The following is a 24,733-nucleotide window of genomic DNA, read 5'->3' as shown; positions in this document are numbered from 1 at the left end:
CGGCTCACAAGGAACCGAACCATGAATGAAGTACCGAAAACTAAAAACTATCACTTCACTGAAAACTACCCGCGTGACATGAAAGGTTATGCGGGTAAGCCGCCACATGCGCAATGGCCAAATAACGCCCGCGTAGCTGTGCAGTTCGTTCTCAATTTTGAAGAGGGGGGTGAAAACCACGTTCTGCATGGTGACAGCGGCTCGGAACAATTTCTTTCCGATATCATCGGTGCGGCCAGTTTCCCTGACCGCCATATGTCGATGGATTCTCTCTATGAATACGGTTCGCGAGCCGGGTTCTGGCGCATCCATAACGAGTTCCAAAAACGTGGCCTGACCATGACGGTATTTGGCGTAGCAATGGCACTGGCGCGTAACCCTGAAATTGTTGAAGCAATAAAAGCAGCTGATTACGACGTGGTAAGTCACGGCTGGCGCTGGATCCACTATCAAAATCTGGATGAGGCAACTGAGCGCCAGCATATGCACCAGGCCATCGAAATCCTCGAAGATTTGTTCGGCAGCAAACCGCTCGGTTGGTATACCGGCCGCGATAGTCCGAATACGCGTCGGCTGTTGGCGGAAAATGGCAGCTTCCTTTACGACAGCGATTATTACGGCGACGATTTGCCATTCTGGAGCAAAGTTAGCTGTAGCGATGGTTCGACAAAACCGCATTTGGTGGTGCCTTACACGCTTGATGCCAACGATATGCGTTTTGCAACCGCGCAGGGTTTTAACACCGCCGAACAGTTTTATACCTATCTGAAAGACAGCTTTGATGTGTTGTACGAAGAAGGGGAAACTGCACCGAAAATGATGTCTATCGGTATGCACTGCCGTTTACTGGGGCGGCCGGGTCGTTTCAGAGCGTTGCAGCGTTTTCTTGATTATGTGCAACAGCATGATGATGTGTGGATTTGCCGTCGTCAGGAGATTGCCGAGCATTGGGTGAAGACGCATCCATATTGTGAATAAATGATGTGGCGGCGGGTGACATTTCGTTTCCCGCCCACGGTCTTTAACCCATCACGCTGACATGTGCGGCGACAATTCGCCAGCCATAAGGAAATTTGACCCATGTTTGCATCTGGCGGCCAATTTTGTCGCTTCCCTCGCGGGTGAATTCAGTGCTGGCAACAGCCATATCATCGCCATAGGTGGTGATGGTGGTATTTTGCAAAAGCCGGTCTAGCCCTTGAGACGAGCGAGCATTTCTGAAAGCTCTTATCTCATCGATACCATAAAGATTTTCACTCGCACCAAAGCGAACGGTACGGGGATCGGCCCAAAACAACTCATCTAAGACCGCAACATCGTTGCTGATCAACGCCTGTTCGTAGCGGTAAAAAGCGGCACTCACCTCATTGACGATTGCCGGGCGATCAATATTGTCACGCATCATAGTATTTACCTTACCTGGTGGTTTTCCCTGCCAGCATACCCTGTATTTCAAGCTGATGGGCAGCTCTCAGGCAGATATCTTCCCGCCATGGTGGTGCAATGAGCTGCACACCGATGGGATGCCCACTTGCAGTCATCAATGGCACCGTGACGACTGGTAAACCAAGGAATGAAATAGGTTGTGTCAACATACCCATGCTGGCTTTCACGGGAAGCTCCGTCCCGTTAATTTGCATGGTTTGCTGTCCAATTAGTGTGGCACTACAGGGTGTTGCTGGTGCGATAAGCAGATCATACTTTTCGAAGAGCGGTAAAGTTTTATCCCGGAACCATGATCGGAAGCGTTGCGCTTGAGTGTACCAGGCTGATGGTGTCATCGCTCCAGCCAGGAGGCGTTCACGGGAGTTAAGCTCAAAACGTTCCGCCTGTTCACGTAGTGCCGGTAAGTAATGGTTTCCCCCTTCAGCGGCAGAGAGCAAAAATGCTGCCGAGCGAGCTAATTCAGCTTCAGGCAACGTGATGTAATCCAGTGCTTCAAGCGTTTGAGCCACTCGAGCGACGGCAGTTTTGGCATCGTCATCACACCAAGTCTCAAAAAAACCACCCAACACCGCACAGCGTAAATTCCCCGGCTGTTCCAGTTTATCGGCGAGGGGTTCAACTCCCCGAGTCGATTGGAAATGGTCATTCGCATCCCTTCCCTGAAGCGCATCATAAACCAGAGCCAGATCGTCCACGTTACGCGCCAGCGGGCCGATATGATCCAGGTTTGCAACAAAAGGCTGGCTGCCGCTGCGCGACAATCTGCCGAAAGTCGGTTTCAGACCCAAAATGCCGCATAACGAAGCGGGGACGCGAATCGAGCCGTTGGTGTCAGTGCCGAGGGTAAAATTCACCATTCCAGCCGCGACGGCTGCGGCAGAGCCACCGGATGAACCGCCCGCAATTCGTGTTAAATCATGCGGGTTGCGGGTCGCGCCATAATAGCTATTTTCGGTGGTAAAGCCGTAGGCGTAGGCATCCATATTCAGCGCGCCTGAAAGCATGGCTCCGGCAGCGTTTAATTTTTTAATCGCGAAGGCGTCAGTGCTGGCGGGCGATTGCATACTAAATAGCTCGGCCCCGGCAAGCGTTGTTACGTCTTTAATATCAAAAAGATTTTTTACCGCATAAGGCACGCCAGCCAACGGCGGCAGCGTTTCCCCGCGCACACGGAGTTGGTCAATGGCGGCGGCTTCTTGCAGTAAACGCGAGGCAGTGATTTCCGTAAACGCGTTAATTTCAGAATTGGCTTGCTCGATTTTCGCAAGCGTAAGCTGCGCCAGTTCCTGTGCGGAAAACTTGCCAATAGCTAATCCTTGCTGAATATCGCGAATGGAGAGTGCATTCATAGTTTATAAATCCCCGCGACTTCCTGGCGTTCAGGCAAGGGAAAATCCATGAGCGGTTCTGCCAGTTTCTCCATGCGAGTCAATTGCACTTCAAGTTCCTGGCGGCGTGGCTCATCAAGAGGAACGTTAAGCAGTTGCTCCATGACTTTGATGTACGCGGGCCAGTCGATAGAATTTAATAGCATTTTGTTCTCCTTAAAATCCGGCGGCGCTGCCGTTGCTGCGTGGATCGTATGCGCCCTCAAGCATACCGTTGGTATGGCGCACGATGGCTCCGGCATGGCCAACAGCTTCGCTAAAATCTGGCAATGCTTCGACTTCATGACCCAATTCAAGCAGTGCTTTGAAAGTTTCCGGGCTAAACCGACCTTCTAATTTCAGGCTGTCGGAGGCTTGCCCCCAGGTTCTGCCTAATAACCATCTTGGCGCGGTTACAGCTTCTTGTAACGGTATGCCCTGAATTACGTGGCGCGTAAAAATAGCCGCCTGAGTTTGCGGTTGCCCGTCGCCACCCATCGAGCCGTAAACCATCGTGCGCCCGTCAGCCAGGCGTGCGGCGGCCGGGTTCAGCGTGTGGAACGGCTGTTTTCCGGGAGCCAGGCTGAGCAAACTTTCCGGGTTGAGGCTGAACGCCGCCCCCCGGTTTTGCCACAGCACACCGCTTTTTGGCAGCACCACGCCGCTGCCAAATTCGTGATAAATGCTCTGAATAAACGAAACCGCCAGGCCGCTGCTGTCTATCACGCCCATCCACACCGTGTCGCCGGGGCCTTTGCCGGCTCCCCAGTCTGCGGCCTGGTTGTCATCAATTTCTGCGGCGAGGGCGGCGAGCGCTTCTGGCTCAAGCAAACTCTGGATGGACGTGGTGATATGGCGTGGATCGGTGATGTATTTGTCCCGCAGCGCAAAGGTTTTTTTGGTCGCTTCGACGATGCGATGAACTGTTTGAGTTTCACTGGCTTGTGCCATATCCAGATTCTCGGTGATCCCCAGGATCGCCAGTGAAACCAAGCCTTGCGTCGGCGGCGTCATATTATAAACATCGCCCAACTGGTGGCTCAGATGCAGCGGGATGCGCCGTTTGGCGCGTTGCGCGGCAAGATCCTGCAACGTAATCGGCATGCCTGATTCAGCAAGTTCTTCGGTGATCAGGGCTGCGAGCGGGCCGCGATAAAAGCTATCAAGCCCTTCAACTGTCAGGCGCGTTAAGGTTTCGGCCAGGCGTGGCTGAGTGAAACGGCTGCCCGCGCGGGGGATTTCGCCTCGGTCTAAAAAGGTTTCGGCAAATCCGGGAATGTTAACCAGCTCGTCGTATTTGCTATGGGTCGCAAGCGTTTGAGATTGGGTCACCGGAATGCCATCAGCCGCATAGCGAATCGCATCGGCAAGTAAGCGCGAGAGCGGCAGTTGCCCACCACCAAGCTGTGCGGCAATTTTTAGCGCTTCGTCCCAACCGCTAAGGGTTCCAGGCACGGTTAACGCGGCTTTGGGGCCACGATGAGGAATCGATGTTTCGCCTGCGTAAAATTCCAGCGATGCGAGTGATCCCGCAGCACCGCTGGCATCAATCGCAATCGGCTCACCTTCCGGCGGTACTATCAACCAAAAACCATCGCCGCCAATGCCATTCATGTGAGGATAAACCACGGCGATCGTTGCCGCCGCTGCCACCATCGCCTCGATGGCATCACCACCATGGCGCAACACGGATAATGCGGTTTCACTGGCTAAGTGGTGCGGTGTAACGGCCATACCGGAAGGTGCCATATTGCTTTGCATCATCGTTTTATCTCTCAGAACGGAAGCTGGGTAATATATTTAAGCAAGAGATGTTCCAGGTTGACGCGGTTTGTTTCACTGTGTCAGGCTCGAATGAAACAATAGTTACAGAGGTCATAATGAAACAATTAGACGAGCGCTTAAGAGCGACATACGAGCAGCTTTCTCCGCAGGAACAGCGAGTTGCTGCTTTTATTGTCGATCATTTTGATGACCTGATTAGCTACAACAGCGCTGAGTTGGCCCGTCTTTCTGGCGTATCTAAAGCCACTGTGAGTCGTCTATTTAAGCGCCTGGGTTATGACCGATACAAAGATATGCGTGAAGAACTGCGAACCTTGCGTCAGAGCGGAATGCCCCTGACGGAAAACCGCGATGCAGTACAAGGTAACACGTTACTGGCGCGGCATTACAAACAGGAAATGGCCAACCTGACACAGTGGGTTAGCTTGTTAGATACTCAACAATTTATCGATGTAGTCTCGGCACTTACTTCAGCAAAACGTATTTTTATTATTGGTTTACGAAATTCATGGCCTGTAGCGATGCACCTACGCCAGCAGTTACTACAGGTTCGTAGTGATGTCTGGTTATTGCCTCAACCAGGGCAGACGCTGGCAGAAGAGGTGGTGGATATCAACGAACATGACTGCGTTATCGCTATCGCATTCCGCAGGCGACCTCGCATCATTAAGCCACTGCTGGCCAATTTACATAAGCGGCAGGTACCGCTGCTGGTAATGAGCGAAGCACAGGGTTCCGGCCTGACCCCATACTGCCGCTGGCACTTTGCGGCACCGCTGGACAGCGTTTCAGCTTTCGATAGTTATAGCAGTGCGATGAGTCTGGTGAATCTGTTAGCCAACGCAGTGCTACATGAAGCGTTAACCACTGGTCGTCAGCGCATTCATCATATTGCCGAACTCTATACTGAGCTTGATGAGTTAGAACAACGCTAGCGCACCATGTTGGTGCTTTTGCACACATCGTGGGAACCATTCTGGTTCATTAACCTGGTCAGGTAAGTATCATTATTTACGTTAAGTATCGGCTTTTGTTTCTTTGCCACTGATGAAAATGAATGGCACATTAGTTGCAGAATATTTTTATAAAGAATCTTTTGTTTCATATAGAGCTAAAGGAAATGCCATGTTAGATATTCAGCACTTCGCGCAAATCAATCCGCCACACCGTTTGTTGATGGGGCCGGGTCCAATCAATGCCGATCCCCGTGTATTACGAGCTATGGCGAGCCAGTTGATTGGGCAGTATGACCCGGTGATGACTGGCTATATGAATGAAGTGATGGTGCTGTATCGTGAGCTTTTCCGCACGCAAAACCGCTGGACGATGCTGGTCGATGGGACTTCCCGTTCTGGTATCGAAGCGATTCTGCTGTCAGCGATTCGTCCGGGCGACAAAGTTTTGGTGCCGGTATTTGGGCGTTTCGGCCATCTATTATGTGAAATAGCACGTCGATGCCGTGCTGAAGTTCACACCATTGAGGTTCCTTGGGGCGAAGTGTTTACCCCGGATCAAATCGAAGATGCGATCAAAAGTGTTAAACCACGTTTACTGTTGACCGTTCAGGGCGACACTTCCACGACTATGTTGCAGCCGCTGGCTGAGCTGGGCGAAATCTGCCGTCGTCATGGGGTCTTGTTCTATACCGATGCAACGGCTTCCTTTGGTGGCAATGTGCTTGAAACGGATGGCTGGGGATTAGACGCAGTTTCCGCAGGACTGCAAAAATGCCTCGGCGGCCCGTCTGGCAGTTCGCCGATAACTCTCAGCGCACAGATGGAAGAGGTGATCCGCCGCCGAAAATGTGTTGAAGAAGGGATCCGTACGGCTGCGCACCAGGACGGAGATGACGAAATGATCTATTCGAATTATTTCGATCTCGGCATGGTGATGGATTACTGGGGCCCGGAGCGCCTGAACCACCACACGGAAGCGACCAGCATGTTGTTCGCCGCCCGTGAATGCGCGCGCATCATTCTGGAAGAAGGTCTAGATGTGGGGATTGCTCGTCACGAATTGCACGGGCGTGCGCTGGTGGCCGGGATTCAGGGCATGGGGCTGGAAACTTTCGGAAACCTGCAACACAAAATGAATAACGTACTTGGCGTGGTGATTCCATCAGTGGTTCACGGCGAAGAGGTGCGCAAAATGTTGCTCGAAGATTTCCATATCGAAATCGGCACCTCTTTCGGCCCCCTGCAAGGCAAAATCTGGCGCATCGGCACCATGGGTTATAACGCGCGTAAAGATTGCGTGTTGCAAACTCTGACTGCACTTGAAGCAGTATTGAACCGCCTTGGTTTCAAAACGACACAAGGGGCGGCGATGCAGGCTGCGTGGGATGTTTATTCACAAGGAAAAAGCTGATGGTAAAACTTGTGATGAATGCCGCCGAAGCCAGCATTGCTGCTAAGCGCGTGATGCAGCGAGCGGATGAACTGGCGCAAATTAGTGAAACGCCAGGCCAACTCACGCGTGTGTATCTTTCCCCTGAACATCTACGCGCTAATCATCTGGTGGCAAACTGGATGGAGCAGGTCGGGATGACTACCTGGCAGGATGCCGTGGGCAATATTTGTGGGCGCTACGAAGGGGCAAATGAAGGCGCTCAGGCCATTTTACTGGGCTCTCATCTCGATACTGTGCGCAATGCCGGTCGTTACGATGGCATGTTGGGTGTATTGGCTGCGCTGGAAGTGGTCGCTTATTTATACCATCACGATCTTCAGCTCGAACAGGCGATTGAAATCGTTGGCTTTGGAGATGAAGAAGGCACGCGTTTTGGCATCACATTATTAGGCAGCCGTGGCGTCACCGGAACCTGGCCGGATAACTGGCTGGCATGCGTTGATGCTGCAGGGATTAGCGTTGCACAAGCATTGGTCAATGCCGGTTTTGACCCTTCACGAATTAAAAGTGCTGCCCGTAGTCCGGAAGAGTTTAGTGCCTATCTCGAACTGCATATTGAACAAGGGCCGGTGCTGGAGCGTGAAAATCTGGCGCTCGGCGTGGTGACCGCCATTAACGGCGCTCGCCGTTTGAAATGCCGCTTTGTTGGCGAAGCAGGGCATGCAGGCACGGTGCCGATGACTATTCGTAAAGATGCGCTCGCGGCCGCCGCTAATTGGATGACTTACATCGAAAGCGCGACTGCCATTTACGCCCCAGATATTGTTGCGACAGTCGGCTCGCTGCAATGCTTGCCGGGCGCGGCGAATGTTATTCCAGGTGAAGTCCTGCTCACGCTGGATATCCGTAGCCCGAGAGATGCAGATCTGGAAGCATTGCTGGGAAGCTTGTTAAGCGAAGCGCAGCAAATCGCCGCTCAACGAGGTGTGACGTTCGACTCTGAAATCTATTATTCGATTCCCGCCACGCCATGCGACGCGGGTTTACAGCGCCAGTTAACATCAGCCATTGCTTCGGTGCAGGGGCGTAGTTTATCTCTGCCAAGTGGCGCGGGGCATGATGCGATTGCGATTGCTGAACAGTGGCCGGTGGGTATGTTGTTTGCGCGTTGTGACCGTGGAATTAGCCACCATCCTGCAGAGTCAGTGATGGAAGTTGATGTGATGCAAGCTGTGAGGGCTTATACGCAAACGGTTATGGCATTGGCTGCGAAAAATACCCTGATTGAATTTAACGATGGCTCAGAGAATGAAGCCCTAAACCTGATAGCGCCATGTGTGGCAATCCCTGCATGGACCGAAAAGCTGGTAGCAGCGCGTCCATATTTAAACGTTGACGTGTTACAGCATTACGCTTCGCAACTGACGCTGGACTGGGGAGGGGAGGAGTTGGATCATGCGCTGGCGGCACATCCGCGTATCGGTGAAAAAGCACAGGGCGATGGCAAAGAAGCCCTATTTTCTAAAGGCGAGCAGTCTGCTGTAGATACGCAAAATAGCGCGTTAACTCTCGCACTGGCACAGGGTAATGCTGAATATGAAGAGCGGTTTGGGCGCGTGTTTCTTATTCGTGCGAAAGGGCGAAGTGGTGAAGATATTCTCACTGAACTCCATCGCCGCCTGAACAATTCCCCTGCACAGGAAGAAACTGAAGCGCTGGAGCAATTACGCCAAATCACGTTACTACGTCTGGAAGGAGTATTTGCCCAATGAGCCAACTGAGTACTCATATTCTTGATACGGCACTGGGTAAACCAGCCGCGGATGTGGTGATTTACCTTGAGCACCAAACTGCAGGAAACTGGGAACGGATTGCGCACGGAGTCACTGATTCTGACGGGCGCCTGAAAGATTTCACTTCGGAAGAGTTGATGCCAGGGCGCTATCGTCTGAGCGCAGAGATCGGTTCATATTTTGCAAAAACGCACCGAGAGACGTTATATCCCACCGCGCAAATTGATTTCATGATTACGCAACACGGCGGGCATTATCACCTGCCGTTTCTGATTTCCCCGTGGTCGTGGTCGACCTATCGGGGAAGTTGATTACAGGCTAAACGGATCTGCGTCTTGCCAGGCGGGGAATTTCTCGCGGTATTCCTGTAAAGCGATCAGCGATAAATCGGCGTCGAGGCGCATCGCCTGATGGGCTTCACCGTTTGCCAGAATTTCGCCCTGTGGATTAATGATTTTGCTGTCGCCACGGTAATGATGCCCGTTGCCGTCGGTGCCGACGCGGTTGCAGCCTGCCACATACGCCTGGTTTTCAATGGCGCGAGCCACCAGCAAACTTTGCCAGTGCAAAGAGCGCGGGGCAGGCCAGTTCGCCACATATAACGCCAGATCGTAATCGTTGCGGTTGCGTGAAAATACCGGGAAGCGTAAGTCGTAACAAACCTGCGGCAGAATGCGCCAGCCACGCCACTCGACGATGACACGCTCGTTACCGGCTTGATAATGATGATGTTCATCCGCCATGCGGAACAAATGGCGCTTATCGTAGAAGTGGACTTTGCCGTCGGGCTGTACCAGCAGGAAACGGTTTACCGGCCCGCGTTCGGTTTGCAGGGCAGCGCTTCCGGCGATCATCGCCTGAGTTTGCTGGGCTTTAAACTGCATCCAGTCAATCACTTCTTCTTCAGCAAGCGACTGTGTGGCGGCTTCCATTGCAAAACCGGTAGTGAACATTTCCGGCAAGACAATCAGATCGCGGCCATGAATAGCGTCCAACTGTACATCGAAATGGCGCAAGTTTGCCGCGCCGTCCATCCAGACCAGCGGTTGTTGCAGAACGGTGATTTTCAAACCAGACACAATCGGAAGCCTCATGATAAACAGTGTTTCATTCACTTTAGCATGAGTAGAAAAGAAAAAACCCCGCGAACGGGGTTTTAGGAAGGCTTATGCCGCTTCAATCTTACGATGCTTTTCCGGCACCTTTACCGGCATGGTTGCCAGCTCCTCCGGCTCAAATTCATCGACGTTAATACTGCGCAAACGGCTTGCTTCAGCTTTGGTGAGGATCGCCGCTTCTTCCGCGTTGATTTTCCCTTCTGCCAGCCACTGTTTCGCCTGCTCATCAAGACGGGTGAACGACAGGTTACGCCCGGTTTCTTTGCAAACGCGCAGGTGGATTGGCTCAGCAGCCATCACGTCCATCAATGCTTCTTCCAGCAGTCCAGCCGGGTTGAACTCGCTTGGTGTCAGATACTGACCGCGACCGATACGTGAACGGGTAGCGGATGGGATCTGCATAATCTTCGCCAGCTTGTGGTCCAGCTTGTCCGATGGTGCGTCGTAACGACGGCCCAGAGGGAAGATAACCACGCGCAACATGCCAGCCACAAACGCATTCGGGAAGTTACGCAGCAGGTCGTCAATCGCTTGCTCGGCTTGATACAGCGCATCCTGCACGCCCCAGTGAACCAGCGGTAAATCCGCTTCGTTACGGCCTTCGTCGTCGTAGCGTTTCAGCACGGAAGAGGCGAGGTACAGCTGGCTTAACACATCACCCAGACGAGCGGAGATACGTTCGCGACGCTTGAGGCTACCGCCCAACACCGCCATGGAAACGTCTGACAGCAACGCCAGGTTGGCGCTCAGGCGGTTCATATACTGGTAGTAGCGTTTGGTAGAGTCTTTGGTCGGTGTAGCACTGGTCAAACCGTTGGTCAGGCCAAGCCACAGGCTGCGCATTTTGTTGCTGCCGACGTGGCCGATATGCTTGAACAGCAGCTTATCGAACGCGTTGACGTCGTTGTTTTGCGCCGCATTCATCTCGTCGAGAACATACGGATGGCAACGAATGGCCCCCTGGCCGAAGATAATCATGCTGCGGGTCAGGATATTCGCGCCTTCAACGGTAATCGCGATCGGTGCGCCCTGATATGCTCGCGCCACAAAGTTGGAGTTGCCGAGCATAATGCCTTTGCCGCCGAGAATATCCATTGCGTCGAGGATCGCGCGCTGGCCGCGGTGGGTACAGTGGTATTTCACGATAGCCGACAACACAGCCGGTTTTTCGCCGAGCATAATCCCGTAAGTCACCAGAGAAGCTGCGGCGTCCATCACATAAGCATTACCGGCAATACGCGCTAACGGCTCTTCAATCCCTTCCATTTTGCCGATAGAGATCCTGAACTGGCGGCGAATGTGCGCGTAAGCACCCGTTGCCATCGCCACAGATTTCAGACCGCCAGTAGAGTTGGATGGCAGGGTAATACCACGGCCAACAGACAGACATTCCACCAGCATACGCCAGCCCTGGCCGGCCATTTTCGGGCCGCCGATGATGTAATCAATCGGTACGAAAATATCTTTCCCGCGAGTTGGACCGTTCTGGAATGGTACGTTAAGTGGGAAGTGGCGTTTGCCAATTTCTACACCCGGCGTGTGCGTTGGGATCAGCGCACAGGTAATGCCAAGATCTTCTTCATTGCCCAGCAGTTTATCCGGGTCAGACAGTTTGAAGGCCAGACCCAGAACGGTAGCAATTGGTGCGAGCGTAATGTAGCGCTTGTTCCAGGTCAGACGCATACCGAGGACTTGCTGACCTTGCCATTCGCCCATGCAGACAATACCTGTATCAGGAATTGCACCTGCATCGGAACCTGCTTCTGGGCTTGTCAGTGCAAAGCATGGGATCTCTTGCCCACGCGCCAGGCGTGGCAGGTAATGATCTTTCTGCTCGTCAGTACCGTAATGTTGCAGCAATTCGCCCGGGCCTAATGAGTTAGGCACGCCGACAGTAATCGCCAGAATCCCGGAAACCCCAGAAAGTTTTTGCAGCACGCGAGATTGTGCGTAAGCAGAGAACTCGAGGCCGCCGTACTCTTTCTTGATGATCATCGCGAAGAAGCGATGTTCTTTTAAATATGCCCACAGTTCTGGCGGCAAATCGGCCATTTCGTGGGTGATCTGGAAGTCATTTGCCAGACGGCAGGCTTCTTCAACCGGGCCGTCGATAAAGGCCTGTTCTTCTTCAGTCAGTTTTGGTTGCGGGTAGTTGTGCAGCTTTTCCCAGTCTGGTTTACCGCGGAAAAGATCGCCTTCCCACCAGGTGGTACCAGCATCGATAGCTTCTTTTTCAGTACGCGACATCGGCGGCATAACTTTACGGAAGCTGCGGAAAACAGGAGCTGAAATCAGAGATTTACGCATTGGCGTAAAGACGAACGGTACCAGAATTATCGCGAGTGGAACCAGTACCCAGATAGACCAGATACCAGCAAAACCAAGCGCGGCTGTCCACGCCAGTAGAATTGCGCTACTGAGCAGCAAATTGACCTGGTGATAGAAAAGCACACCGAGGAGAACAACGGTTGCGACAATACTCAAAATCAACATAAAGGAAACTCCCTTGCTTGTAGGAGGTCTGACCACTTGGATGTATTGGTTTTAGTTCATGTGGTTTTTTTTAGCAATATATTCACAAAATAATTACAACTCAGCTCACATTGTTACCGCACGGAACAGCAAAAGCAGGAGGATATGGCGCTTCTCGCGCTATCCGGTAAACTGCTGGGGTTAATCAATCGAAAAATACTGAAGGACATCCTCATGTACCAGGATCTTATTCGTAATGAATTGAATGAAGCGGCTGAAACGCTGGCTAACTTCCTGAAAGATGACGCTAACATTCACGCCATTCAGCGTGCGGCGGTGCTGCTGGCTGATAGCTTCAAGGCAGGCGGTAAAGTGCTTTCTTGCGGCAACGGCGGCTCACATTGTGACGCTATGCACTTTGCTGAAGAACTGACTGGGCGTTATCGCGAAAACCGTCCGGGTTACCCGGCGATTGCGATTTCTGACGTTAGCCACATCTCTTGCGTGGGCAACGATTTTGGCTACGACCACATTTTCTCTCGTTACGTTGAAGCGGTAGGTCGTGAAGGCGACGTGTTACTGGGGATCTCCACTTCAGGTAATTCTGGCAACGTAATTAAAGCCATTGAAGCGGCGCGTGCGAAAGGCATGAAAGTCATTACCCTGACCGGGAAAGATGGCGGCAAAATGGATGGAACTGCGGATGTTGAAATTCGTGTTCCACACTTTGGCTACGCTGACCGTATTCAGGAAATTCACATCAAAGTGATTCATATCCTGATTCAGTTGATTGAAAAAGAGATGGTTAAGGCTTAACCAGTTCCCCTCTCCCGAAACGGAGAGGGTTGTATTAAGTTGTGGGAGGTTAAGATGTGCGAACTGCTCGGGATGAGCGCCAATGTGCCGACGGATATTTGCTTTAGTTTTACCGGTCTGGTGCAGCGTGGCGGGGGAACAGGGCCGCATAAAGACGGCTGGGGTATTACTTTCTACGAAGGTAAAGGCTGTCGTACGTTCAAAGATCCGCAACCGAGTTTTAACTCTCCCATCGCAAAACTTGTGCAAGATTACCCGATCAAATCTTGTTCAGTGGTCGCGCATATTCGTCAGGCTAACCGCGGCAAAGTGGCGCTTGAAAATACCCACCCTTTTACGCGCGAGTTATGGGGTCGTAACTGGACCTATGCCCACAATGGCCAGCTCAAAGGGCATCGTTCACTCGATACCGGCCCGTTTCGCCCGATTGGTGAAACCGACAGCGAGCAAGCATTTTGCTGGCTGCTTCATAAATTGACGCAACGTTATCCACGCACACCTGGCAATATGGAGGCGGTGTTCCGCTACATCACCGAACTTGCGGTGCAATTGCGTGAGAAGGGCGTGTTCAATATGTTGTTGTCGGATGGGCGCTACGTGATGGCGTTCTGTTCCACCAATTTATACTGGATAACCCGACGGGCACCGTTTGGCGTGGCAAAACTGTTGGACCAGGATGTGGAAATTGATTTTCAGGAAGAGACCACACTCAACGATGTGGTCACTGTAATTGCGACTCAGCCCCTGACTGGCAACGAAACCTGGCACAAAATTGCACCAGGTGAGTCTGAACTATTTTGTCTCGGGGAGCGCGTAGTTTGATGCCAACTGCGGTTGCGTCGATGGCGTAACCGGCTTACTAACCACGTAATTACCGCTAACAACTGAAACGCCCGGCGGCTGGTGATTCGCCATGAAGTAGTCATAACCCGGCTTCAGTTGTTTCCAGAAGTCGATGTAATAAGAGTACTTGTGACGCTGCATATTGGCATCTGTCATGCGGAACGGATAGATGCTGACCTGTACGCTTGGCTGGCCGAAGACCAACGCGCCAGTCACAAACTGGAAAATCTCATCAATGTTGGTGTCGGTCATGGCGTAGCAGCCGACGGACACACAAGCACCGTGAATCATCAGATATTGACCCTGATAACCATGCTGGCGATCAAACTCGTTCGGGAAGCCGATATTAATGGCTTTATAGAAACGGCTGTCGGGTTTGAGCTGGCTGCGGGTCACGTTATAAAAACCTTCAGGACTTTTAAAATCACCCTGACGCTGTTTTGGACCTAGCCCACCGGAATAGTTACAGATGCTGTAGCTGTCGAGTAATTGGAACTTCTCGCCCATCTTCACGTATAACTCTAGCGTGCGCTCTTCCTTAAATATCTGAATATAAACCGGAGAGCCCATAAGTTGTTGCTTGAATTCTTTACTGACAGGCGTGTTAGACGAGTTGCCGCTTAAAAGGCTGGCAAACGACATGCACGGTATCAGAAGCATCGCAATAATAAGTGCGATCTTACGCATACTGCTTGATTCCTTGATAAAGCTTAGACCAAATGCCAGGACGGCAAAAAGAGACCCGAAATCAGATTACTCTGTATTAGGAGCGCTCACATTAGCATCGTTATGAATTTTCGCAACCCTAAAGCAGAGCGTATTAAGCTATAAAATTGGACTTTATAGAATACTTTTGGATAGCGGGAGAGCAAGCGTTTTGCGTAACAGCTCGCATTGCTGGATATCTCTATGCTGATTTCTGCCCCTTCAGCGGGCTAATGATGCTAAAATCCTTCGCGAATGTTGACCTGCGGATATGAAAGGAAACTATCCATAAGTCAGTTGTTCCGGTTACTCGGGCGACTTATACCTCCCTCTCGTAATAGTGAATGGATGCGTTTCCTGTTTTATCTGCCTTATATGTCGCATCGGTTGAACCCTTATTCGACCCATCCGTTGTCGGCTACAGTTTTTTGTCGGTATGTTTAAGCCAATTTTAAACGTGATAACCTTATGATAAAAATCAAAAAAGGTCTGGACTTGCCTATTGCCGGTTTACCGGAACAGCAAATCCATGACGGCCCAGCGATACCTTTCGTGGCCCTGCTCGGTGAAGAGTATGTCGGCATGCGCCCTTCTATGCTTGTGCAGGAAGGCGACAAGGTATTGAAGGGCCAGCCTCTCTTCGAAGATAAAAAGAACCCTGGCGTGCTCTTTACCGCTCCTGCGAGTGGAACGGTCACGGCGATTAATCGTGGTGAACGTCGCGTACTCCAATCGCTGGTTATTGAGGTTCAGGGTGATGATCAGGTCGTTTTTGAACGATTTGCACCAGAAAACCTTGGCAAACTCCCGCGTGAAACAGTTCAGGCACAACTTCTATCTTCGGGCCTGTGGACTGCACTTCGTACGCGACCATTCAGTAAAGCACCGCAACCTGCGAGTGTTCCCGCGGCCATTTTTGTGACCGCGATTGATACCAATCCGCTGGCGGCCGATCCGCAACCCATTATTCGTGCACATCGCGAAATGTTTGACGCGGGCTTAACACTGTTGTCACGGCTGACTGATGGAAAAGTCCATGTCTGCCAGGCTGGTGGCGGTAAATTGGGCGGCCATGCTTCCGGACAAGTGACGTTTAATGAATTTGCTGGCCCTCATCCTGCTGGGTTAGTGGGCACACACATTCACTTCCTTGAGCCCGTTAGCCTGCAAAAAACGGTATGGCATCTTAATTACCAGGATGTGATTGCCATCGGCAAATTGTTTGTTGAAGGTGAATTGTGGACCGAACGTGTTATTGCGTTAGCCGGTCCGCAGGTTAAAAAACCACGCCTGATTCGCACTCGCCTGGGGGCCGGTCTGGAAGTACTCACAGCCGGTGAGCTGGAAGAAGGTGAAAACCGCATCGTATCCGGTTCTGTATTAAGTGGAACCATGGCCGCTGGTCCTCGTGCCTGGCTTGGCCGTTTCCACCTGCAGGTCACGGTTCTGAAAGAAGGGCGTGAAAAAGAACTATTTGGCTGGGTAATGCCGGGTGCCGATAAATATTCAATTACACGCACCACGGTTGGCCACTTCCTGAAGCGCAAACTATTTAACTTCTCAACCGATACCAATGGTGGCGAACGCGCAATGGTGCCGATTGGCAACTATGAACGTGTCATGCCGCTGGATATTCTGGCCACGATGTTATTGCGCGACTTACTGGCAGGAGATACTGACAGCGCTCAATTGCTGGGGTGTCTGGAGCTGGATGAAGAAGATTTGGCGCTTTGTACCTACGTTTGCCCGGGGAAATATGAGTATGGCCCGGTGCTACGCGAGGTATTAACCCGCATCGAGCAGGAAGGATAAGTCATGGGCTTGAAGCATTTATTTGAAAAACTAGAGCCGCACTTCACACAAGGCGGAAAGCTAGAAAAGTACTATCCGCTCTTTGAAGCGACGGCGACTCTGTTTTATACGCCAGGTATCGTTACGCCTGGCGCCTCCCACGTTCGTGATGCTATCGATCTGAAGCGCATGATGATCCTGGTGTGGTTCGCTGTATTCCCGGCAATGTTCTGGGGCATGTACAACGTCGGGCAGCAAACTATTCCTGCCCTGAACAAGATGTATGGCGCAGAACAACTCCAGCAGGTGATTTCATCCGACTGGCATTATGTGATTGCGCAGTGGCTGGGAGTGAACTTTACGCCTGATGCTGGCTGGCTCAGCATGATGACGCTGGGCGCTGTCTTCTTCCTGCCAATCTACATCACGGTATTTTTGGTAGGCGGTTTCTGGGAAGTGCTGTTCTCTATCATTCGCAAACACGAGATTAACGAAGGCTTCTTCGTGACTTCGATTCTGTTTGCGCTGGTGGTGCCACCAACTATGCCTTTGTGGCAAGCCGCCCTCGGTATCAGTTTCGGTGTGGTTATCGCCAAAGAGATTTTCGGTGGAACAGGCCGTAACTTCCTGAACCCTGCACTGGCTGGCCGTGCATTCCTGTTCTTCGCTTATCCAGCGCAAATCTCGGGCGACCTGGTGTGGACCGCGGCTGACGGTTTCTCTGGAGCAACTCCGCTTTCACAATGGTCCCATGGCGGTGGTGAAGCATTAGTCAATGTTGTTTCGGGCCAACCAGTGACATGGATGGATGCTTTCCTCGGCAACATTCCCGGTTCGATTGGTGAAGTCTCAACGCTGATGATTCTGATTGGCGGGGCGATTATCCTGTTCGGTCGAGTCGCATCCTGGCGCATCGTTGCGGGCGTTATGCTCGGTATGATTGCCACAGCAACCTTATTTAACTTCATCGGTTCTGAAACCAACCCGTTATTTGCGATGCCGTGGTATTGGCATCTGGTGCTGGGTGGTTTTGCTTTCGGCATGATGTTTATGGCGACCGATCCGGTTTCGGCATCGTTTACCAACAAAGGTAAATGGTGGTATGGGGCACTCATCGGCGTGATGTGTGTGTTAATTCGAGTTGTAAACCCGGCCTATCCAGAAGGGATGATGCTGGCGATTTTGTTCGCCAACCTCTTTGCACCGTTGTTCGATTACCTGGTGGTGCAAGCCAATATCAAGCGGAGGAAGTCGCGTGGCTGAAGTAAAAAGTAACGATAGCATTGGCAGAACACTGCTGGTGGTGCTGGTGCTTTGCCTGGTTTGCTCCGTTGTGGTGGCGGGTTCTGCTGTTGGGCTTAAAGCTCGTCAGCAAGAGCAAAAAGCCCTCGATAAGCAACGTAACATTCTTGATGTTGCGGGCTTAGCCACACCAAAAATGACAGGTGAAGATGTTAAAGCAGTCTTTGAATCACGCATTACACCGCGTTTGTTGGATTTGAAAAGTGGCGAGTTACTGGATAAAGACTCGTCTAAATTCGACCAGGCGGCAGCATTACGTGACCCTAATCAGAGCAAAGCACTCACATCTGACGAAGATCGTGCCGGGATAAAAAATCGCAGCAATATTGTTGAGATTTACCTGGTGCGAGATGAGCAAAACAAAATCCAGGAAGTTGTCTTGCCCGTGTATGGCAAAGGCTTGTGGTCGATGATGTATGCCTTCGTTTCTCTGCAAACCGATGGCCGTACGGTTAAAGGCATCACTTACTATGACCAGGGTGAAACCCCGGGTCTGGGCGGTGAAGTTGAAAACCCGAACTGGCGTGCGCAGTGGATTGGCAAGAAGCTGCTTGATGATAATGGCAAGCCTGCAATTCGTGTTGTGAAAGGCGGTGCGCGTCAGGGCGATGAATACGGGGTAGATGGTTTATCCGGTGCCACGCTCACAGCAAACGGTGTACAACACACTTTTGATTTCTGGATGGGTGAACTCGGTTTTGGTCCATTCCTGAAACAAGTACGTGAAGGAGCGCTCAACAATGGCTGATATTTCAGACATGAAAGAGGTCAAACGGGTACTGGTTAGTCCTCTTGTGGATAACAACCCGATTGCCTTGCAAATACTCGGTGTCTGTTCGGCGCTGGCTGTAACAACGAAGCTGGAAACTGCATTCGTAATGACCATCGCGGTAACAGTGGTGACAGCGTTCTCCAGCATGTTCATCTCGATGATCCGTAACCTGATCCCAAACAGTGTGCGAATCATCGTACAGATGGCGATCATTGCTTCGTTAGTTATCGTCGTAGATCAGGTTCTGCGTGCTTACGCCTACGAGATCTCCAAACAGCTTTCGGTATTCGTTGGCCTAATCATCACCAACTGTATTGTGATGGGGCGCGCCGAAGCCTACGCCATGAAGTCACCGCCGCTGGCGAGCTTTATGGATGGCATCGGTAACGGCCTGGGTTATGGCGTGATTCTGCTGCTGGTTGGTTTCCTGCGTGAGCTGATAGGAAGCGGCAAACTGTTTGGTATCACGGTGCTTGAAACGGTTCAAAACGGTGGCTGGTACCAGCCAAACGGGATGTTCCTGCTGGCGCCGAGTGCGTTCTTCATTATCGGCCTGTTGATTTGGGCACTGCGTACGCTGAAGCCTGCGCAGCAGGAAAAGGACTAACTGACTATGGAACATATGATTAGTCTGTTTGTGCGTGCCGTGTTTATTGAAAACATGGCGCTCGCGTTCTTCCTTGGCATGTGTACCTTCCTGGCGGTTTCCAAGAAGGTTTCCACGGCATTTGGTTTGGGTGTGGCGGTTACCGTTGTTTTAGGGATTGCTGTTCCGGCGAATAACCTGGTTTATAACCTTGTGCTTCGCGACGGTGCATTGGTTGAAGGTGTTGACCTCAGCTTCCTGAATTTCATCACCTTCATTGGTGTGATTGCAGCGCTGGTGCAAATCCTTGAAATGATCCTCGATCGTTTCTTCCCGGCTCTCTATAACGCGCTGGGTATCTTCCTGCCGCTTATCACCGTTAACTGCGCCATTTTCGGTGGCGTATCGTTTATGGTGCAGCGTGATTACAGCTTTGGCGAATCCATCGTTTATGGTGTCGGTTCCGGTGTGGGCTGGATGCTGGCTATCGTCGCGATGGCCGGTATTCGCGAGAAGATGAAATATGCCAATGTGCCCGCAGGATTGCGTGGCTTAGGAATCACCTTTATCACCACTGGATTGATGGCACTAGGTTTCATGTCATTCTCCGGTGTGCAGCTATAAGGGCGGAAAGGTATGGAAATTATTCTTGGCGTGGTGATGTTCACGCTTATTGTTTTGGCTCTGGCACTGATGATTCTGTTTGCTAAGTCAAAGCTTGTTAACTCCGGCGATGTGCTGATTGAGATTAACAACGAAGCAGACAAAAAGTTCCATGCTCCGGCGGGCGACAAACTGCTCAACACGTTATCAAACCAAGGGATATTTATCTCCTCGGCTTGTGGTGGTGGTGGTTCTTGCGGCCAGTGCCGTGTAACCGTTAAAGAAGGTGGGGGTGATATTCTGCCTACCGAACTTTCGCATATCACCAAGCGTGAAGCGAAAGAGGGTTGCCGTCTTGCCTGTCAGGTCGCTGTGAAACAGGACATGAAAATTGAGCTGCCGGAAGAGATATTCGGCGTGAAAAAATGGGAGTGTGAAGTTATCTCTAATGATAACAAAGCGACGTTCATCAAAGAGCTCAAGCTGCGTATTCCTGACGGCGACGTGGTGCCGTTCCGTGCTGGTGGCTATATCCAGATTGAAAGCCCGCCGCATGAAGTTAACTATCAAGACTTCGATGTTCCACAGGAATACCGTGGTGACTGGGACAAGTTCAACCTGTTCCGCTTCAAATCTGTGGTGAAAGAACCCTGTGTTCGTGCATATTCCATGGCGAACTATCCGGACGAAGCAGGCATTATCATGCTGAACGTGCGTATCGCGACACCTCCGCCGAATGTACCAGATGCTCCTCCGGGGATTATGTCCTCGTATATCTGGTCGCTGAAAGCGGGCGATAAAGTGACAATTTCCGGGCCATTTGGTGAGTTCTTTGCCAAAGATACGGATGCAGAAATGGTATTTATCGGCGGTGGTGCCGGTATGGCGCCAATGCGTTCACACATTTTTGATCAGCTTAAACGCCTGCATAGCACGCGCAAAATCAGCTTCTGGTATGGCGCTCGTTCTTTACGTGAAATGTTCTACGAAGAAGAGTTTGAAAAGCTGGCGCAGGAGAACCCGAACTTTAGCTTTAATGTGGCGCTTTCTGATCCACAGCCAGAAGATAACTGGACGGGCTATACCGGCTTCATTCACAACGTATTGCTGGAAAACTATCTGCGTAGCCATCCGGCGCCGGAAGATTGTGAATTCTATATGTGTGGGCCGCCAATGATGAACGCAGCGGTGATCAAAATGCTCAAAGACCTGGGCGTTGAGGATGAAAATATCATGCTCGACGACTTTGGCGGCTGACGGGAGCCATTATGCTGACGGTATTTTTAGCCACCTTCGTTATATTTTTGCTGGTGATATTTGGTATGTCACTGGGCGTTATCGTGAAGCGCAAAGCGCTTCAGGGTAGCTGTGGTGGCATTGCAGCACTCGGTATGGAGAAGGTTTGCAACTGTCCTGAACCTTGCGATGCGCGTAAAAAACGTATGGCGAAAGCCGAACGACTGGCAAAAATTCAGCAAAACCGCATCATATAAGCCTCTTAAATCCTCCCGCTTTTCGGGAGGATTTCTTTGATACAGACTTTCCCCCCCTCACTAATTGACTGTATACTTATCCAGTAAAATAACTGGTGTGAAAAAGTATGCGTAAAATCATTCATGTCGATATGGACTGCTTTTTTGCAGCGGTGGAGATGCGTGATAACCCCAACTTGCGGGATATCCCGCTAGCGATTGGCGGCAGCGCGCAGCGACGTGGAGTGATCAGTACCGCAAATTACCCAGCACGAAAATTCGGTGTACACAGCGCAATGTCGACTGCAATGGCACTCAAATTATGCCCACACCTGACACTTCTGCCTGGGCGTTTTGACGCATACAAAGATGCATCAAATCATATTCGTGAGATATTTAGCCGCTACACCAATCTTATTGAACCGCTATCGCTTGATGAGGCTTATCTGGATGTTACCGATAGCCTGAACTGCCACGGCTCCGCAACGTTGATGGCGAAGGAAATCCGCCAGTCTATTTCCGACGAACTTAATCTCACAGCCTCTGCGGGGATAGCCCCGGTAAAATTTCTCGCCAAAATTGCTTCCGATCTTAATAAGCCTAACGGGCAGTACGTCATTACGCCCGATGAAATCCCTGCATTTTTAGCAACCTTGCCGTTGGGTAAGATTCCAGGCGTGGGCAAAGTCACCGCTGGAAAACTGGAAAGCCTGGGGCTGCGCACCTGTGCCGATGTACAAAAAACTGATTTAGCCTCGTTACTCAAACGTTTTGGGAAATTTGGGCGGGTACTGTGGGAGCGAAGCCAGGGCATTGACGAGCGGGAGATAAACAATGAACGGCAGCGCAAATCTGTTGGAGTAGAGAAAACATTGGCCGAAGACATTCATGAATGGCATGAGTGTGAAGCCATTATTGAGCAGCTTTATGCTGAACTTGAGCGACGGCTGAAAAAGGTGAAACCAGATTTATTGATTGCTCGTCAGGGAGTCAAACTCAAGTTTAATGATTTCCAGCAAACCACTCAGGAACATGTCTGGCCGCAACTAAATAAAGCCGATTTAATCGCAACGGCGAAGAAAACATGGGAAGAGCGCCGGGGAGGGCGAGGCGTAAGGCTGGTGGGGCTGCATGTCACGTTACTTGACCCACAGTTGGAGCGTCAACTGGTTCTGGGATTATAAAAAAACCCTCTCAATGAGAGGGTTTTGATCAACATGTATTTGGCTTATTTAGCTGGAATCGCTTTCAGCAACTCAGTCAGCAGGATCCAGTATTGGCCAACGCTTGCAACATGAACTTGTTCATCAGGCGAGTGCGGACCTGTAATGGTCGGCCCAATAGAAACCATATCCATCTCAGGGTAAGGCTTCTTGAACAGACCACATTCCAGACCGGCATGGATAACCATGATGTTTGGCGTCTTGTTGAACAGCTTTTCGTAAGTTTCACGAACCAGTGCCATTACCGGGGATTTAGCATCCGGCTGCCAGCCAGGGTAGCTGCCTTTGGCAACACTTTCTGCACCAGCAAGCTGACCCAGTGCGTGAAGCATGCCCACCACATAATCTTTACCGCTATCAATCAACGAACGAATCAGGCAGATGATTTCTGCGCTTTCGTCAGTCATTGTCACCACACCCACGTTCAGTGAGGTTTCAACTACGCCTTTTACAGCGTCGGAATTGCGGATAACGCCGTTCGGCATTGCGTTGAGCAAGTTAATGAAAGCTTCGCGGCTTTTTACTGTCAGCGCAGATTTGTCTGTGCTGGTCGCTTCAACCAGAACGGTGGTGTTTTTTTCAACGGCACCCAGCTCATTTTGCAGAATTGACAAGAACTGCGCTGCCAATTGCTTGAGTTGTGCTGCTTTATCGGCAGGTACAGCAAGGATAGCTGAACCTTCACGAGGGATTGCGTTACGCAGCGTACCGCCGTTCAGATCAATCAGACGAGCATCCAGTTCTGCTGCGTGAGCGAACAGGAAACGCGCCAGCAATTTGTTTGCATTGCCCAAACCTAAATGGATCTCAGCGCCAGAGTGACCACCTTTCAGACCTTTGATGGTCAGTTTGTAGGTTTCGTAACCTGCTGGAATCGCTTCACGTTGCAGTGGCAGCGTGGAGATAAAATCAATCCCGCCAGCACAACCCATATAGATCTCACCTTCTTCTTCAGAATCGGTGTTGATCAGGATATCAGCTTGTAACCAGCCAGCTTGCAGGCCAAAAGCGCCATCCATACCCGCTTCTTCGGTCATGGTCAGCAGGACTTCTAACGGGCCATGAGACACGGAATCATCAGCCAGCACTGCCAATGCAGACGCCATACCGATACCGTTATCCGCACCCAGCGTAGTGCCGCGCGCTTTAACCCACTCTCCATCGATATACGGCTGAATCGGGTCTTTGGTGAAATCATGAACAGTGTCGTTATTTTTCTGCGGCACCATATCAAGGTGAGCTTGCAGGACGACCGCTTTACGGTTTTCCATACCAGCTGTTGCAGGTTTGCGGATCAGGATATTACCAACCTGGTCGCGCTCAACATGCAGGCCTTTTTCTTTTGCCCAGGACAGAATATGTTCCGCGAGTTGTTCTTCATGATAAGAAGGGTGCGGAATAGAACAGATTTTGGCAAAAATATCCCACAGCGGCTGCGGAGATAATTGAGACAATTCAGACACGATAAGTCTCCTTGACATCGACTCTGCTGACAATTTTGGTTCGCAGAGCGCAGGATTGATCTTAATGAAATACAACACAAGTAAGCATTGTGTGCTGGCCTGAGAATACCACTATAACTAAGGCTGTGACGACCTAAAGCACGTAAAAACGAGGGAGACAGGCCTACAGTACTGGTTTTTAGTGCGTCAGATCTCTATAATCTCGCGCAACCAAAACCCCTTTGAACATTTTTAAGCCGTTAATAACTGGCTGGGATAATTTCACATGAGCGAAAAATACATCGTCACCTGGGACATGTTGCAGATTCACGCGCGTAAGTTGGCAAGCCGTCTGCTTCCTGCTGAACAGTGGAAAGGCATTATTGCTGTTAGCCGTGGCGGCCTGGTTCCTGGCGCACTGCTAGCACGTGAACTGGGGATTCGTCATGTTGATACTGTATGCATCTCCAGCTATGACCACGACAACCAGCGTGAGCTGACCGTGTTGAAACGTGCTGAAGGTGATGGTGAAGGCTTTATCGTTATCGATGACCTGGTAGACACTGGCGGTACCGCAGTTGCTATCCGTGAAATGTATCCAAAAGCGCATTTCGTCACTATCTTCGCCAAGCCTGCTGGTCAGCCTTTGGTTGACGATTATGTTATCGATATCCCGCAAGATACCTGGATTGAACAGCCGTGGGATATGGGCGTTGTGTTCGTACCACCATTAGCTGGTCGTTAATAGCCGTCATCCTTCGAGTCACACCTGTGTTGGCTACGCTCGCTTACCCCAGTAACTTACTCTAGTAAGCTCCTGGGGATTCGATCACTTGCCGCCTTGTTGT

General features: G+C 51.2%; 24 protein-coding genes and 1 pseudogene. 17 read left to right on the top strand and 8 right to left on the bottom strand.

Translation table 11 applies throughout. The features are described from left to right. The first annotated feature begins 21 nt into the window (after positions 1-21). A complete protein-coding gene (gene puuE, locus LVQ77_RS08780; protein WP_232904209.1) occupies positions 22-978 on the top strand; it encodes an allantoinase PuuE in 957 nt (318 codons plus the stop codon). Positions 979-1,021: 43 nt separating this feature from the next. Here puuE and hpxZ read toward each other — a convergent pair whose 3' ends face one another. From hpxZ to LVQ77_RS08760, 4 genes are read right to left on the bottom strand one after another with little or no spacing between them, the layout of a single operon-like run. Beyond that, positions 1,022-1,405, bottom strand: a complete 384-nt coding sequence (gene hpxZ, locus LVQ77_RS08775; RefSeq protein WP_151995600.1) for an oxalurate catabolism protein HpxZ — start codon at positions 1,403-1,405, stop codon at positions 1,022-1,024. Positions 1,406-1,415: 10 nt separating this feature from the next. Beyond that, on the bottom strand, positions 1,416-2,795 hold the full coding sequence (locus LVQ77_RS08770; RefSeq protein ID WP_232904208.1) for an AtzE family amidohydrolase: 1,380 nt from the start codon (positions 2,793-2,795) through the stop codon (positions 1,416-1,418). Next, positions 2,792-2,980, bottom strand: a complete 189-nt coding sequence (gene hpxX / locus LVQ77_RS08765) for an oxalurate catabolism protein HpxX (protein ID WP_232904207.1) — start codon at positions 2,978-2,980, stop codon at positions 2,792-2,794. The genes LVQ77_RS08770 and hpxX overlap by 4 nt, the downstream gene beginning before the upstream one ends. A gap of 10 nt (positions 2,981-2,990) precedes the next feature. Continuing rightward, positions 2,991-4,577, bottom strand: coding sequence for a gamma-glutamyltransferase family protein (locus LVQ77_RS08760; RefSeq protein ID WP_232904206.1), 1,587 nt, complete (start codon positions 4,575-4,577; stop codon positions 2,991-2,993). A gap of 116 nt (positions 4,578-4,693) precedes the next feature. Here LVQ77_RS08760 and LVQ77_RS08755 point away from each other — a divergent pair, with 116 nt between their 5' ends. The 5 genes and pseudogenes from LVQ77_RS08755 (at position 4,694) to uraH (ending at position 9,051) form a co-directional block, all read left to right on the top strand. Continuing rightward, complete coding sequence (locus tag LVQ77_RS08755) at positions 4,694-5,533, top strand: MurR/RpiR family transcriptional regulator (protein ID WP_154155752.1); 840 nt, start codon at positions 4,694-4,696, stop codon at positions 5,531-5,533. Positions 5,534-5,723: 190 nt separating this feature from the next. Continuing rightward, entirely contained in the window at positions 5,724-6,965 is a 1,242-nt protein-coding gene (locus LVQ77_RS08750) for a pyridoxal-phosphate-dependent aminotransferase family protein (protein ID WP_232864045.1), read from the top strand. Continuing rightward, positions 6,965-8,221, top strand: a pseudogene (gene hpxK, locus LVQ77_RS08745) (allantoate amidohydrolase); the annotation flags it as partial. The gene LVQ77_RS08750 and the pseudogene hpxK, both read left to right, overlap by 1 nt. Then, positions 8,204-8,719: a 2-oxo-4-hydroxy-4-carboxy-5-ureidoimidazoline decarboxylase gene (gene uraD, locus LVQ77_RS08740; protein WP_232904231.1), complete on the top strand. Its 516-nt coding sequence runs from the start codon at positions 8,204-8,206 to the stop codon at positions 8,717-8,719. The pseudogene hpxK and the gene uraD, both read left to right, overlap by 18 nt. After that, positions 8,716-9,051, top strand: coding sequence for a hydroxyisourate hydrolase (gene uraH / locus LVQ77_RS08735; protein ID WP_232904205.1), 336 nt, complete (start codon positions 8,716-8,718; stop codon positions 9,049-9,051). Before uraD ends, uraH begins: the two co-directional genes overlap by 4 nt. On the opposite strand, the gene LVQ77_RS08730 is transcribed toward uraH, so the two are convergent. Together LVQ77_RS08730 and fadE are read right to left on the bottom strand one after the other, a co-directional pair. After that, entirely contained in the window at positions 9,052-9,819 is a 768-nt protein-coding gene (locus LVQ77_RS08730) for an amidohydrolase (RefSeq protein WP_232864047.1), read from the bottom strand. It abuts the gene before it with no gap. Positions 9,820-9,906: 87 nt separating this feature from the next. Further along, the gene (fadE, locus tag LVQ77_RS08725; RefSeq protein ID WP_232904204.1) at positions 9,907-12,351 is read right to left on the bottom strand and encodes an acyl-CoA dehydrogenase FadE; all 2,445 of its coding nucleotides are present in this window, start codon (positions 12,349-12,351) and stop codon (positions 9,907-9,909) included. 213 nt (positions 12,352-12,564) lie between these two features. Here fadE and lpcA point away from each other — a divergent pair, with 213 nt between their 5' ends. Both lpcA and LVQ77_RS08715 read left to right on the top strand, forming a co-directional pair. Next, positions 12,565-13,146, top strand: coding sequence for a D-sedoheptulose 7-phosphate isomerase (gene lpcA / locus LVQ77_RS08720; RefSeq protein ID WP_064553165.1), 582 nt, complete (start codon positions 12,565-12,567; stop codon positions 13,144-13,146). 54 nt (positions 13,147-13,200) lie between these two features. Beyond that, positions 13,201-13,968 carry a class II glutamine amidotransferase gene (locus tag LVQ77_RS08715; RefSeq protein WP_232864049.1) on the top strand — a complete coding sequence of 256 codons (768 nt, stop codon included), beginning with the start codon at positions 13,201-13,203 and terminating at the stop codon, positions 13,966-13,968. Here LVQ77_RS08715 and dpaA read toward each other — a convergent pair. Then, positions 13,939-14,676: a peptidoglycan meso-diaminopimelic acid protein amidase gene (dpaA, locus tag LVQ77_RS08710; protein WP_232864050.1), complete on the bottom strand. Its 738-nt coding sequence runs from the start codon at positions 14,674-14,676 to the stop codon at positions 13,939-13,941. The two genes, LVQ77_RS08715 and dpaA, sit on opposite strands and share 30 nt — an antisense overlap. Before the next feature lie 486 nt (positions 14,677-15,162). On the opposite strand from dpaA, the gene LVQ77_RS08705 reads away from it, so the two are divergent. The 8 genes from LVQ77_RS08705 (at position 15,163) to dinB (ending at position 22,404) form a co-directional block, all read left to right on the top strand. Next, on the top strand, positions 15,163-16,506 hold the full coding sequence (locus tag LVQ77_RS08705; protein WP_232864051.1) for a Na(+)-translocating NADH-quinone reductase subunit A: 1,344 nt from the start codon (positions 15,163-15,165) through the stop codon (positions 16,504-16,506). 3 nt (positions 16,507-16,509) lie between these two features. Further along, on the top strand, positions 16,510-17,748 hold the full coding sequence (locus LVQ77_RS08700; protein WP_232904203.1) for an NADH:ubiquinone reductase (Na(+)-transporting) subunit B: 1,239 nt from the start codon (positions 16,510-16,512) through the stop codon (positions 17,746-17,748). Beyond that, positions 17,741-18,535 (top strand): Na(+)-translocating NADH-quinone reductase subunit C, encoded by a 795-nt coding sequence (locus LVQ77_RS08695; RefSeq protein WP_034461598.1) that lies wholly within the window; start codon positions 17,741-17,743, stop codon positions 18,533-18,535. The genes LVQ77_RS08700 and LVQ77_RS08695 overlap by 8 nt, the downstream gene beginning before the upstream one ends. Continuing rightward, complete coding sequence (locus tag LVQ77_RS08690) at positions 18,528-19,166, top strand: NADH:ubiquinone reductase (Na(+)-transporting) subunit D (protein ID WP_232904202.1); 639 nt, start codon at positions 18,528-18,530, stop codon at positions 19,164-19,166. The genes LVQ77_RS08695 and LVQ77_RS08690 overlap by 8 nt, the downstream gene beginning before the upstream one ends. 6 nt (positions 19,167-19,172) lie before the next feature. Further along, positions 19,173-19,769, top strand: coding sequence for an NADH:ubiquinone reductase (Na(+)-transporting) subunit E (nqrE, locus tag LVQ77_RS08685; protein ID WP_034461600.1), 597 nt, complete (start codon positions 19,173-19,175; stop codon positions 19,767-19,769). A gap of 12 nt (positions 19,770-19,781) precedes the next feature. Beyond that, positions 19,782-21,005: an NADH:ubiquinone reductase (Na(+)-transporting) subunit F gene (gene nqrF / locus LVQ77_RS08680; RefSeq protein WP_232904201.1), complete on the top strand. Its 1,224-nt coding sequence runs from the start codon at positions 19,782-19,784 to the stop codon at positions 21,003-21,005. An 11-nt stretch (positions 21,006-21,016) separates the two neighbouring features. Then, positions 21,017-21,241, top strand: coding sequence for a (Na+)-NQR maturation NqrM (nqrM, locus tag LVQ77_RS08675; RefSeq protein ID WP_034461602.1), 225 nt, complete (start codon positions 21,017-21,019; stop codon positions 21,239-21,241). Positions 21,242-21,348: 107 nt separating this feature from the next. Beyond that, complete coding sequence (gene dinB / locus LVQ77_RS08670; protein ID WP_232904200.1) at positions 21,349-22,404, top strand: DNA polymerase IV; 1,056 nt, start codon at positions 21,349-21,351, stop codon at positions 22,402-22,404. A gap of 44 nt (positions 22,405-22,448) precedes the next feature. Here dinB and pepD read toward each other — a convergent pair whose 3' ends face one another. After that, a complete protein-coding gene (pepD, locus tag LVQ77_RS08665) occupies positions 22,449-23,906 on the bottom strand; it encodes a beta-Ala-His dipeptidase (protein WP_232864056.1) in 1,458 nt (485 codons plus the stop codon). Positions 23,907-24,171: 265 nt separating this feature from the next. Between pepD and gpt the strand changes: the two genes are divergently transcribed. After that, positions 24,172-24,630: a xanthine phosphoribosyltransferase gene (gpt, locus tag LVQ77_RS08660; RefSeq protein WP_034457839.1), complete on the top strand. Its 459-nt coding sequence runs from the start codon at positions 24,172-24,174 to the stop codon at positions 24,628-24,630. Positions 24,631-24,733: the final 103 nt, after the last annotated feature.

It is taken from the genome of Buttiauxella cochleicola, from assembly GCF_021282435.1.
Classification (GTDB): Bacteria; Pseudomonadota; Gammaproteobacteria; order Enterobacterales; family Enterobacteriaceae; genus Buttiauxella; species Buttiauxella massiliensis.
This window is presented reverse-complemented; position numbering and strand designations above follow the sequence as displayed.